The following is a 12,157-nucleotide window of genomic DNA, read 5'->3' on the forward strand; positions in this document are numbered from 1 at the left end:
GGCCGGCGCGGGCTCCTGGGAGCGCAAACGTTTGCAGAGCCGGCCTATGAAATGTGCATGAAAGTATGTGGGAACGCAAAAAAATGGTAGTATCTTAGCCAAGCACTGCCAGGCTGGCCGCCCCCGCCGCCTGGCAGTTGATACTTTCCCCACCCATTTTATGAAAAAAACTCAACTCTACGGGCGTCTGCTTTCGGCTTTGCTGCTGTTGCTGGGCTGGTCGTCGGCGGCCTGGGCGCAGGTTACGGTTTCCCCTTCCTATTTTACCGACAGCACACCTATTACCCTCACCTTTGACGCAACCCAGGGCAGTGCCGGGCTGGCCAACTACACGGGCGACGTATATATCTGGACCGGCGTAATCACCGACAAAAGCACCAACGATACCAACTGGCGCTTCGTGGTGGGCAATAGCTACAGCACCCCAATTGCAGCCGAAAAGATGACCCCGGTGCAGGGCAGTCCTCATAAGTACACCATTAGCTTTACGCCCCGCACCTATTATCCTGGCTTTGCCTCCTCGGGCGAGGTCCTGAAAAAGCTGGCGATGGTGTTTCGCGCCGCTGGCGGCTCGCCTGAGGGCAAAGGCCCCGGCGGAGCCGATATCCTGATTGGGGCCGGCGTGCAGGTAGCCTTCACCAGTCCGGCCGCCCCAAATACGCAGGTGGCCGCCGGTACTTCCCTGCTGGTAGCGGGCACTGCAACGGCGCCCTCTACGCTCACGCTCACGCTCAACGGCACCCAGGTAGCGCAGCAAACCAACACAACTACCTTCTCAACCAACGTTACTATCAGCCAGCAGGGTATCAATACGCTGGTACTCACGGCTTTTGACGGCACGACTACCGCATCGGCTACCACGACTGTTATAGTGGCCCCGCCCGTAACGACGGCGCCGCTGCCCGCCGGGGCCAAGGCCGATGGCATCACGTATATAAATGGCGGTACTTCGGCCATCCTCAGCCTCACGGCCCGAACAAAAACTTTGTGTACGTGGTAGGTGAATTCAATAACTGGCAGGCTACGAGCACCAGTCTGATGAACAAGACCTCGACCGTAAACACCGACGCTACCACCGGCCGCTGGTGGATTCAGGTCGATGGCCTGACGCCGGGCCAGGAGTACGCCTACCAGTTTTTGGTAGATGGCCAGCTGCGCATTGCCGACCCCTACTGCGAAAAGATTCTGGACCCTGACAACGACCCCTACATCAACAGCGGCGGCTATACCGTGTACGCGGGCCTGAAACCGTATCCTACCGGCAAAGCGACGGGTATCGTATCAGTGCTGTCGCCAGGGGAGGCGGCTTACACCTGGACCGCCACCAACTTCCAGCGGCCGGCGCGTACCAACCTAGTTATCTACGAGCTGCTGATGCGCGACTTTGTGGCGCGCCACGACTACAAAACCCTGCGCGATACGCTCAACTACATTCAGCGCCTGGGCGCGAATGCTATTGAGCTGATGCCGGTCAATGAGTTTGACGGCAACCTGAACTGGGGCTACAGCCCCGACTTTTACTTTGCGCCCGATAAATACTACGGCACCAAAAACGACCTGAAGGCCCTGATTGACGAGTGCCACAAGCGCGGCATCGCCATTATCCTCGACATGGTGCTCAACCACTCGACCGGCAACAGCCCGATGGTGCAGCTCTACGGCAACGTGTCGAGCGGCCCGACGGCCGATAACCCCTGGTTTAACGTGACGGCCCCGCACCCCTTCAGCGTGTACAACGACCTGAACCATGAGAGCCCCTACACGCGCTACTTCTCGAAAAACGTGATGAAGTTCTGGCTTCAAGAATACCACATCGACGGCTACCGCTTCGATTTGAGCAAGGGCTTTACACAATTTAACTCGGGTGGCGATGTGGCCCTGTGGGGCCATTACGACCAGTCGCGCATTAACATCTGGCAGGATTACTACAACACGCTGGTGGCCACCGACCCCACTATGTATCCTATTCTGGAGCATTTTGCCGACAACAATGAAGAGGTGGTCCTCTCCAACATGGGCCTTATGCTGTGGGGCAACATGAGCGGCAACTACCAGCAGGCCGACAAAGGCAAATCGGGCTGGGACCTGAGCTACGGCTACTACGGCGGGCAGGGCGGCCGCGGCTGGGGCAAGCCCAACCTGGTGAGCTACATGGAAAGCCACGACGAAGAGCGCACGGTGTACACGACCACGACCGACGGCAACTCCAGCGGCAGCTACTCGACCACCGACCCCGTTACGGCCCTCAAGCGCGAAGAGCTGGCCGCCGCCATCTTCTTTACGCAGCCTGGCCCCCGCATGATTTCGGAGTTTGAAGAGCTGGGCTACGATATCAGCATCAACCAGAACGGGCGCACCGGTAACAAGCCCATTCTCTGGAACTACTACCAGGACCCCAACCGCCGCCACCTCTACGATACTTACCGCGCCCTGATTGCCCTGCGGCAGCAGCCCGTTTTTGCCAGCCTATACTCGGCCTATACGCAGAACCTCACGGGTGCTGTAAAATCTATCATCACTTCCAACGCGAACCTGGGCGTGGTGGCCTTCGGCAATTTTGATGTGGTAGCTAATTCAACCACTATTAATTTTCCGCAAACCGGCATCTGGTATAACTACCTCACCGGTGAGCAGCTGAACGTAACCAGCGCCAGCACTACGCTCAACCTGCAGCCCGGCCAGTATGCCGTATATACGAGCAGGAAAATCGGCGTGCCGGCCGGTACTACCCTGGCTACCCGGCCCCAGGAAGCCGCCGTGTTTAAGCTAAGCCTGGCCCCGAACCCGGCAGCCGGCACCACTACCCTGGCCTACGAGCTGCCAGCCGCCGCTACGACCACCGTTACGGTGCAGAACCTGCTGGGCCAGACCGTGCGCCAGCTGGCCCCAGCCCGCCAGACGGCTGGTGCGCAGGCTCAAGCGCTGTCGTTGCAAGGTCTTGCTCCCGGTATGTACCTCGTGAAGCTGCAAGCCGGCGATTTGACACAAACGGCCCGCTTGCTGGTGCAGTAGGCGGCGCCGCTACTTTCCTCAAAAGCCAGCCTAAACACTGGCTTTTGAGTTTTAGTATGGTTTGACAAAAAAAATCAGCTAATATTCAACTTGAATAGGTACATTTAAGGCGCTAATAGCTTATTAAGCAGTAAGTAGCCCGCGCTGTCGGGCTTAAGGTTTGCTTTCCCACTTTTCGAGGTAGTCTTACTGGCTACCCCGGCTTTTTCACCACCCAAACACACCCTTTTTATGTTTACACGTTTACTTCCAACCCGGAAACTAGCGGTTACCGCTACCCTGGCTCTGGCCACTTGTCTGGCTGGCTCCGCTGCACAGGCCCAGACCATCGATGGCACTCGTGATGCCTCATATCCCGCCCCGCTGGCGGTGCAAACCAACCCCACCAGCTTCGGCGACAGTAGCGTTGGCGCGGCTGGCAATGGCGGAGCCAACGGCGACGAGCTGGACAATATCAGCGCCCAGATTGTGGGGGCTAATCTGTACCTGTTTATCGGGGCAACCTGCAAAGCAACAACAACCACCTCGAAATTTTCTTTGACTCGAAGGTGGGTGGGCAAAACAAGCTGGCAACCGGCACCGGCACCAGCGTGCTGGATACCTTGTCCGGCATTAAGTTCGACGCTGGTTTTAATGCTGACTATCTCATTGGCGTGAGCCTAAAGGGCACCAGCACGGGCGGCGCTACCCCCACTGCCTCGTTAGCTTCTATAAACGTGTACTATGCGACGGTAGGCAACTCCGCCGGCGGCGCATACGTGGGTAAGGGTACGATGGCCGCTACTTCGGCGCCTGTCACTTTCGGCTCCAGCACCGGGGCAGTAGCCGTTAACAATTCGAACACGGCCGGCGTTAGCTCAACGACGGTTGGCAACCCCGGCGCTGTGAATACGGGCCTGGAGCTGATGATTCCGCTGGCTGCCCTTGGCACAAGCGCCAACGGCGGCGATATCAAGATATGCGCTTACATCAACGGAGGTAAACGCGACTACCTGTCGAATCAGGTACTGGCCGGCTTACCGAGTGGAACGGCTAGCTTAGGTAGCGGCAACGGTGCTTACACTGGTGGTGCTACGCCGGTATCGAATGTTGACTTCACCGCCTACGCCGGCAACCAGTACGTGACCGTAACCAACGGGGGCCGTTGGCTACCACCACTGCCCAGCAGCGTGCGCAAATCAGCGTGGCACCCAATCCGGCGCAAGGCCGCCTCTTTGTGCAGCTGCCAGCTACCGTGGCCGATTTGCACCTGACCCTCTACAACAACCTCGGCCAAGTGGTGCGCCAGGTAAGCCCGTCGGCAGGTGCTACGAACGTAGCCATCGAGGCCAATGGCCTGTCTACGGGAGTGTACCTGCTGCGTGCGATGTCGGGAACCGATGCGGTGTCCACTCAGCGCGTGGTATTGAATTAATCGGGCGATATCCAGCCGATTTCTATCTTCCCAGGGGCTGCCCGCATTTACCTAGTGCGCGTGCAAAGCGACAATAATGTAGCTCAAAATAAGTTCTGGCTACAGTAAGCTGCCGTAACCTACCAAGTAAAAAGCCCCGCCGTAGAATACGGCGGGGCTTTTTTGCTTACAAAGGTTCAACTGGCTGATACTATTGCTGCACCAGCTTCAGGTGCCACTGCTGGGAGCCGCTACTGAGTGCCAGCACGTAAACGCCGGCCGCCAGGCTGGCAGGGGGCGTCAGCGTCAGGGTGTGAAGGCCGGCTGGCTGGGTGGGCTGGTCGGCCAGGGTTTGCACCAACTGGCCCGTGGCCGCGTACAGTGCCACACGCACCGGCCCGGCGCTGGGCAACTCGTAGTGCAGGGTGAGCAGGCCCCGGCTATTGTTAGGGTTTGGATAAAGCTGCGGCAATAGGGCGGCGCTGGCAGCCGGGGCGGTAGTAGCCAGCACTGTCGCTACCATCTCCACATCGTCGATGCTGCAATAGTTGCCGGCATTGGCCACCGAGCGCAGGCCAATCTCGCACTGGCCATTGGTGACCACAATACCGGGCACCTGTATCTGGGTCCAGGTTCCTACCACGGGCAGCGCTACGTTTTGCTCAATGCCGCCACCCGCCTGGGCATAAAGTTGGCAGGTAGTCTGGCCGCCGCCATTCTGCACCCAGGCACGTAGGGTGTAGGTGCCATTGGGCACTTTAAGAACCTGCGAGGTGCGCACCTGGTAGGCCGAAGCGTTGTAGTGGGTAAGGCGAAACTGACTGTTGTGGCCGCCCGATTCGGTGTAGTTATAAACATCGTTGGTGGTATTCCAGCCGAGCGGCGTCTGGATGGCTGAGTTGTGCGTAGCCGCCGTGTACTCGAAGCCGGGATTGTACACCAGCGTAGCGGGCGGCGCCGGCAGGAAACCGTCTAGCGCAACTGTGGCGCGGTTATCACTGCCCCAGGCTCCCTTGTTGTAGCCTTGCCAGTTATACACCTCCGGCTCCCAGTACACTACGCCCAGCCCTTTGCCGCCCGCCACGGCCTGGGTTTTGGCAATGAGGTCCAGCAGCATCTGACGGGTGGCGATGGGCACGTAGTTATCGAGGCCGACTTCTACCACCATTACCTCCTTGCCCGGATAGCGCGTCACCAGGTCGTTCATATTGGCCTGCGCCTGCGCTGTATAGGTATACCAGGTGGCAGCATCGGGGTATAGCGAGAGGCCCATCACGTCCCAGTGGGCCCCGTTGGCCTGCAGGCCATCAAAAAAGTAGCGGAAGGCCCCGTTATCCTGGCCATTGGCAAAGTGCACGATGACTTTAGTAGTGGGGCTCACTGCCTTCACCGCCGCGTAGCCCTGGTCCACAAACTGCGCAAAATTGCCGAAGCCGTTTACCGTGATGCGACCCTCGGGCCAGAGCATACCATCGTTGGTTTCGTTGCCCACCTGCACCCACTCGGGCGTTATGCCATTGTTTTTGAGGCTGGTAAGTACGGCCGTGGTGTGGTCGTACACGGCCTGCTTAAGCTGGGCTACGGTGTAGTTCTGCCAGGCGGCGGGCTTGGTTTGCTTGCCGGGGTCGGCAAAGCTGTCGCTATAATGAAAGTCGATGAGCAGGCGCAGCCCCAGGGCCTGGGCCCGCTTGGCCTTGGCCAGTACATCGTCGGGGCCCGAGTAGCCGCCGGTAGGGTTTACCCACACCCGCAGCCGGATGGTGTTCAGCCCGTAGTCGTCGCGCAGCAGCTGAAACAGGTCTTGCTGGGTACCGGCCTTGTTATAAAACTTATAGCCCGAGGCTTCCATCTCGGTCACCCAGCTGATGTCGGCTCCCTTGGCAAAGGCCGAAGAAGTTTGAGCTGCTGTGGGGTGCCAGCAGGCAAACAAGAGTAGCACGCTGGCTACCAATCGAGTAAGGGTACGCATAAAAATAGCAAAAAGTGAGAGTTGGAGAGGCAGCTAGCGAGAATAAAAACGCCTGCGAAGTTGAAGGGTCATCGGGCTTTCAGAGCGGGTAAAATATAGTAAAAATCTAATATTATCAAGCTATTGCAACGTCACTGACTCGACATCCACGCGCAGCTGCTCGGTGAGGCTGGCCGGCTGGTCCACAATCACTTGCAGCACTTCTACCTCGGCCAGCCGGAAGGCTGGACTTGCCACCGGCGTATACGTAAGCGGCAGAAAACCAGGATATGGCCGGGGCGTGAGCAGCAGCGGCGCGGCCCGTAGGGCACTGAGCGGCACCCGCACCTCGCCGCCGGCCGCCAGCGGCACGGTGGCTTCGTAGGCTACCGCGTCGCGGGTTACGAGCGCCAGCCGCAGGTGGGTGTTGGCCGGCTGGTTGCTGGAGACTTTAACGAGTAACTCCTTGAAATTACCCAGGTCGGCCACCCGGCCGGCCGTTTTGGAGCCCAGGTAGGCGCGCAGGGCCGAGGCCGGGCCGGCTTCCGGCGCGGGCTGGCCGGCCTTGGCGGGGTTCACGAGCAGGCGCAGGGCCAGCGCGCCGCTGGCAGTGGTGGGGTAGTCGGTCCAGTTCATCCAGCTAATGCCCTTGGCTTCCACGGCATCGCGGTCGAGGGCGGCCGTAAAGAGCGGCAGCGGCGCGGTAGCAGCCACCAGCGGCACCTGCCAGGGCGTGGTCGCCGGGTAAAAGTCCCAGTCACGGGGCGTACCCGGCTGGCCGCCGGGGAAGGTCAGCGCAGGCTGACCAGCGCGTTTCAGCACCACCCAGTAGCGCAGCAGGCCGGGGTAGGTGAGCGTGCCGGGCACGGTGGCCGACCAGGTATTGGCCCCCAGCGAGCGCATGGGCAGGCTGCGCGTGGGGCCAAAATAATGCTGGGCTACCAGCAATACCGTGTCTTGCGAACTGGCGCCGCTCACCGTGGCCATAATGTTGAGCGGCTGCCCGGCCGTGGCCTGGGCTACCGGCAAGTGCCGCACCTGCGCCGGGCCAGCCGTAGCCGGCGGGGCCACAAACTCGCCCAGCTGCCGGGGGCCGGCCGGCGTTTGGGCCGTCCAGGCGCGGGCATCTTTGCCGGCTTTGGTAAGCAGGTAGGCGCCGGGCCGCACCAGCAGCTTGCCGCCGCTGGCCTGGGCCTGGGCCATGTTGCCTTCGTTCAGGCCTTTGAGCTGAAAATCAGCGCCCAGCTCAGCCAGCGCAAGGGTCAGCGGCTGCTCGTTCCACTCAATGCGGGTTACGGCTTTGCGCAGCGAGGGCGTAGCAAACGGGTCGCTCACAGGCACGGCATCGGGCATCACCTCCAGGCGCCACACGCCGGGCGCCAGCTGGTCGAGGAAGTACGCGCCGCTGCCGCCGTACTGCACCACCGGCGACGAGCCCACGCCCGCCACGTGGCGCAGCGCGGCAGGCTTGACTGGATTATCGATTGTGTTGCTGGTATAATAAAATTCGCCCGGCGCGTTCCACTCGCTCAACTGCCGCCGGTAGCTGACGAGCGCCGCCCCGAATACCGAGTCGGCCGTGTAGCGCGGCCCGGCCTGCGCGCGGGGCATCTCGTGAAATACCTTGCTGGCTATCAGTATACTCAGCGCCTTGGCCGGCGTGTAGGCCAGGTTGAGGTAGTGGGTCTGATACTCGGTGTTGGCGTAGGCAATGCCCAGCGGGTCGTAGGCAAACTGCGTGGCCCACTGGAAGCCCGCCGCCCGGAAGCTGCGCGCCATGCTGGGGTACATAATGGGCTGCAGCACATCGGCCGACTCAAACTCGTACACCATTTTGGCCCGGCGCTCGAAGCGGGCATCACCCTTGTAGGGCAGCGGGTACTGGTCTACGTAAGGCAGGAAATTGCCACGCAGCTCGTGGCCGGCCACCAGGTTCTCGGGGTACCATTGAAAGCTGAAGCCCTGCACGTTGGCATCGAGCAGCGCGTCGTGTACTTCGGGGCTTTCCGATATATTGTAAAAGATAGGTTTCGTGTAGCCCGTGGCGCGCATGGCGGCCACCATGCGGTTGGCAAAGTCCTTCACCGGGGCCAGCGGCAGGTGGTAGTGCGGTTCGTTGCACACCTCGTAGGCAATGATGTCGGGGTCCTGGCGGTAGCGCTCGCCGGTGTACTGGTTGCGGTGGTTCAGCAGCTGCCCCAGGTAGTTTTCTTGAGCCTTGATGGCCCGCGGATTGGTATACGCTACGCCCTTGTCGTAGATGCTCGAAAAGCCCGGCCCGGTGTTCCTGGGCTCGGGGTAGGCATTGCCCCAGTAGGCAATGGGAGTAAGAATAACCTTGATGCCCCGCGCTTTAAGCTTGGAAATCAGGTAATCGAGCAGGCGCAGGTGGTCGTTCTGCTGCAAGTTGCCGAGCGTGTCGGTAATCTCAATATCCCACACGTGCAGCCGAAACGCATCCAGGCCCAGCCGGCTCAGGTGGTACACATCCTGGTCAATAGCCTTTTCGCGGTCGGCCCCCACCTGGCCCAGCGCCCGGTAGGAGTAGGCAAACGGCGCCGTATAATTCACGCCAAACAGCGCCACCTCGCGCTTGGTCTTTTGCCAGCGTAATACCCCGTGGGCATCCACAAACACGTCGCCCGTGGGCGGCGTACCGGGCGTTTGGGCGCGGGTGGAGAAGGCCAGCAACACGCCGAGGGATAGCAAAAAGCAACGAAGCATAAGAAATAGCTAATGAACACAGAACGTCATGCTGAGCTTGCCGAAGCATCTCTGGCGTGCCGCTGGGGTGCTATCCTCAACGATTCGTGCAAGATGTTTCGGCAAGCTCAGCATGACGTTCTTTTTGGGAAAATGTTGGCTAGCCCGCGTGCTCGTGGAAGCTCACCAGGTCATCAATCGGTGAGCGGATAATCTTGCCCACCTGCATGCCGTGGCTGTTGGCCACCTGCGTGAGCGCATCGCGAAAGTTATAGCCCACCGAGCCCACGCAGTTGAACGTCAGCTCCTGATAGCCAGGGTAGTGCAGCACGATATTCTGAAAAAACGCCTCGAAGGCCTCTACCACAATCTGGCGGCAGTAGCTCACGTTGTTGTGGTCGTAGGCAAACTTGGCGAAGCTGGCCAGAAAGCGGTTGGGCAGCGGCTGGTTGTAGAGCCGGTCGATAATATCGTTGCGCGAGCCCAGGTGGTATTCGACGCGTAGCGCCTCCTGCAAGCCATCGGGCAGCAGGCCGCGCAGGTAGTCGCGCAGCAGGCGCTTGCCCAAGAACGAGCCACTGCCCTCGTCGCCCAGAAAATACCCCAGCGAATCGACGTTGTAGGTGATTTTCTGGCCGTCGTAGATGCACGAGTTGGTACCCGTGCCCAGAATAGCCGCGAAGCCCGGCGCGTGGCCCAGCAGGGCGCGGGCGGCGGCCAGCAGGTCTTCGGTTACTTCTACCTTGCTCAGGTTCGGAAAAATCCGGCGCAGAGCATTGGCGATTACGTCGCCTTTGGCCTGGCTCGATACGCCGGCCCCGTAAAAGTAAATCTCGCGCACTTCAGCGCGGGGCAGCGTCTCGGGCAGGTTCTTGTCGAGCGAGGCCACAATGCCGGGCGTGTCGATAAAATCGGGATTATAGCCTTCCGTGTTGAAGTACACGCGCTGGCCCGCATCAGAAAGCTGGCACCAGCTGGTTTTGGTCGAGCCGCCGTCGGCAATAAGAATCATGGTATAAGGGATGAGGATGTTTTAAGCCTGCGAAAGTACAGCAGCGATAGGCAGAAGGCTTATCAGCTGAGTAGGATAGGGCAAAATGGGCGGCAACCTACGCCTGCGTAGCCGAGGGCAGCAGGTCAATCCACCCATCTTCGCTTACCACAATGGCCAGGCACGGATAAGGGGAGGAGCTAACGTAGCGGACGGCCGAGTTATAGCGCGCACCCCGGCTCGAATCGCCTTTTTCGGTGGCCTGGCCGTCGAGAATAACCCCAATGGCGTGGCACACGCCGGTGGGCTCAATGAGTACGGCCCCATCAATGCTCGTGGCCTGGCGCAGCACCGGGGCCGTCATGGGCCGGGGCACTACCCGGAAGCACTGGCGGCGCAGGCGCTCGGCCTCGGGCTTGGCCCGGCCGTGATGCAGAGCATGGTGCCGTGGCTTTGGTTGGAGGCTTCGAGGGCCAGCTCCCAGAGGTAAGCTACCCTTCGGGCGTAGTATCGGGAAACACCTGCTTGATGACGCGGGCAAAGTTATCGGCCTGCACCTTGCCCTGGGGCAGGCGGGGCGTATTGCTGACTACCCGCATCAGGGTATGGCCCGCGTGGCGCAGCTCCCAGCCGTAGTGGTTGGTAAAATGCACGGTAGCCAGCGGCTCATATTGCGGCGAGCTTTCGTCCACCATATGGCCCAGGCCGAATACGTGCGCCGCGTCCGATACCAGGCCCGTGGGGCCTTCCGTCAGCTCCAGCAGCTTGCGGATAGAGCGGTGGTCGCGCAGGGGCACGGGCGTTTCCAGGGTGAGCACCGGCACCAGGGCCGGGTGCTGGCGGCGGCCCAGCAGCATGGTGCCGCGGCCCTCGTCGCCCTCGTGGCGCAGGGCCGCCACCCCCAGGCAGGCATCGTAGAGGCCGTGCGCATTACCGGGCGAGATGCGCAGCATCAGGCGCCGCCCGGCGCCGCGCAGCACTTCGTTGTAGTCGCGGTCGAGCACCGGCTGCTCGTTGTCGGCGGTGTCGGCTTCGCGCAGGGCGCGGGTGCACTCGTGCAAAAACTCCAGCACTGCCGCGTGGGGCAGCGAGCTGGGCCGGTTGGGGCCGGGCTTGCCCGGCAGCGTATAGTACGAGTTATAGGTATCGGCCGCCAGCTGCACCACAACGGTCACGAGGTAGCCGTTCAGGTTGAGCGGCGTAGAGCAGAAGCAGCGGCGGTTTTCGCCCCGCTTCTTCACCAGCTGCTGCAAGGTGAGGTCGGTGGCTTTGCACACCAGCTCGTACCAGTGCTGCTTTTCCAGGCGGTCGTGGTCCTGCGGGTGCAGGTGGTACACGTTATCGCGCGGAAGCAGGTCAGCGGTTTCAAAGGAAGCAGCCAGCGATTTAATGCCGGCAAAGTCGGCAGGGGCATACCGCAGGCTCACGGGCTCTACCACTACACTTTGGGGGCATCTACTTCGCGGCCCGAAGCCAGGCCCAGCAAAAAGACCTCAGGCCGCAGGTTGCGGTCGAGCAAATTAAAAATACCTTCGGCAAAAAGCTGAGCCGAAACGCGAAACAGACTTTGGTGTTCCCACATAGGTGGCAGTCGGGGCAATGGGGCGATGGCCGCCAGGGCGACCTGTACGTGCGCACGCAGCACTGGCTTTTCCGGCATACGTAAACAAACGGCCAACAGTAATGTCTAAGCCGTAAAGGTGGCGTATTTTTACAATACTTCCATCGTATCTTCGGATTGCCGCCGGCCCATTTTCCACCATTCACCCCAGCTTATGCTCTTCGTCGACATGCTCCTGGTGATGGTGGTGGCGCTGTCCTTCATTCCCATCATGACCGGCTACTGCGCTGCCTCGCGCGGCTATTCGTTCTGGCTGTGGTTTGCGCTGGGCTGGGTGCTGCCCATTATTTCTTTTCTGCTGCTTTTCGCGCTCATCGCCCGCGACGAGCTGGACCCCGGCCGCCAGCTGCTGCGCGAAGCCCGCCAGATTCTGAAAGAAGCCGAGAAGAAGGAAATCAACAGTTGACTATGAGCAATTGCTGTTGTTCAATTTTCTGCCCGTTAGCGCGTTAGAAATATGAGCAATTGTTACTTATCAAACAGTACCTG

At 60.5% G+C, this 12,157-nt stretch carries 12 protein-coding genes; 6 read left to right on the forward strand and 6 right to left on the reverse strand.

The genetic code is table 11. From position 1 onward, the window contains the following. The first annotated feature begins 160 nt into the window (after positions 1 to 160). From GKZ67_RS02800 to GKZ67_RS02820, 5 genes are all read left to right on the forward strand, one after another. Positions 161 to 1,000, forward strand: coding sequence for a hypothetical protein (locus GKZ67_RS02800; RefSeq protein ID WP_173241046.1), 840 nt, complete (start codon positions 161 to 163; stop codon positions 998 to 1,000). Continuing rightward, positions 988 to 3,012 carry an alpha-amylase family glycosyl hydrolase gene (locus GKZ67_RS02805; RefSeq protein WP_173241047.1) on the forward strand — a complete coding sequence of 675 codons (2,025 nt, stop codon included), beginning with the start codon at positions 988 to 990 and terminating at the stop codon, positions 3,010 to 3,012. The genes GKZ67_RS02800 and GKZ67_RS02805 overlap by 13 nt, the downstream gene beginning before the upstream one ends. 231 nt (positions 3,013 to 3,243) lie before the next feature. Further along, positions 3,244 to 3,669 carry a hypothetical protein gene (locus GKZ67_RS02810; protein ID WP_173241048.1) on the forward strand — a complete coding sequence of 142 codons (426 nt, stop codon included), beginning with the start codon at positions 3,244 to 3,246 and terminating at the stop codon, positions 3,667 to 3,669. Further along, positions 3,615 to 4,265 carry a hypothetical protein gene (locus GKZ67_RS02815; RefSeq protein ID WP_173241049.1) on the forward strand — a complete coding sequence of 217 codons (651 nt, stop codon included), beginning with the start codon at positions 3,615 to 3,617 and terminating at the stop codon, positions 4,263 to 4,265. The genes GKZ67_RS02810 and GKZ67_RS02815 overlap by 55 nt, the downstream gene beginning before the upstream one ends. Further along, on the forward strand, positions 4,229 to 4,426 hold the full coding sequence (locus GKZ67_RS02820; protein WP_173241050.1) for a T9SS type A sorting domain-containing protein: 198 nt from the start codon (positions 4,229 to 4,231) through the stop codon (positions 4,424 to 4,426). The genes GKZ67_RS02815 and GKZ67_RS02820 overlap by 37 nt, the downstream gene beginning before the upstream one ends. 190 nt (positions 4,427 to 4,616) lie before the next feature. Here GKZ67_RS02820 and GKZ67_RS02825 read toward each other — a convergent pair whose 3' ends face one another. The 6 genes from GKZ67_RS02825 to GKZ67_RS02850 all read right to left on the reverse strand — a co-directional run bounded on the left by GKZ67_RS02825 (position 4,617) and on the right by GKZ67_RS02850 (position 11,629). Continuing rightward, positions 4,617 to 6,374: a glycosyl hydrolase 53 family protein gene (locus GKZ67_RS02825; RefSeq protein WP_173241051.1), complete on the reverse strand. Its 1,758-nt coding sequence runs from the start codon at positions 6,372 to 6,374 to the stop codon at positions 4,617 to 4,619. Between the two features lie 120 nt (positions 6,375 to 6,494). Then, positions 6,495 to 9,077 carry a cellulase family glycosylhydrolase gene (locus tag GKZ67_RS02830; RefSeq protein ID WP_173241052.1) on the reverse strand — a complete coding sequence of 861 codons (2,583 nt, stop codon included), beginning with the start codon at positions 9,075 to 9,077 and terminating at the stop codon, positions 6,495 to 6,497. A 139-nt stretch (positions 9,078 to 9,216) separates the two neighbouring features. Continuing rightward, positions 9,217 to 10,068, reverse strand: a complete 852-nt coding sequence (locus tag GKZ67_RS02835; protein ID WP_173241053.1) for an N-acetylglucosamine kinase — start codon at positions 10,066 to 10,068, stop codon at positions 9,217 to 9,219. 97 nt (positions 10,069 to 10,165) lie between these two features. Then, positions 10,166 to 10,411 carry a diadenylate cyclase gene (locus tag GKZ67_RS02840; protein WP_173241054.1) on the reverse strand — a complete coding sequence of 82 codons (246 nt, stop codon included), beginning with the start codon at positions 10,409 to 10,411 and terminating at the stop codon, positions 10,166 to 10,168. 127 nt (positions 10,412 to 10,538) lie between these two features. Beyond that, positions 10,539 to 11,474, reverse strand: a complete 936-nt coding sequence (locus GKZ67_RS02845) for a hypothetical protein (protein ID WP_173241055.1) — start codon at positions 11,472 to 11,474, stop codon at positions 10,539 to 10,541. An 11-nt stretch (positions 11,475 to 11,485) separates the two neighbouring features. Further along, entirely contained in the window at positions 11,486 to 11,629 is a 144-nt protein-coding gene (locus GKZ67_RS02850) for a hypothetical protein (protein WP_173241056.1), read from the reverse strand. 193 nt (positions 11,630 to 11,822) lie between these two features. Here GKZ67_RS02850 and GKZ67_RS02855 point away from each other — a divergent pair, with 193 nt between their 5' ends. Beyond that, positions 11,823 to 12,074: a hypothetical protein gene (locus GKZ67_RS02855; protein WP_173241057.1), complete on the forward strand. Its 252-nt coding sequence runs from the start codon at positions 11,823 to 11,825 to the stop codon at positions 12,072 to 12,074. Positions 12,075 to 12,157: the final 83 nt, after the last annotated feature.

Origin of the sequence: Hymenobacter sp. BRD67 (assembly GCF_013256425.1) — a bacterium.
In the GTDB taxonomy this organism is placed as follows: domain Bacteria; phylum Bacteroidota; class Bacteroidia; order Cytophagales; family Hymenobacteraceae; genus Hymenobacter.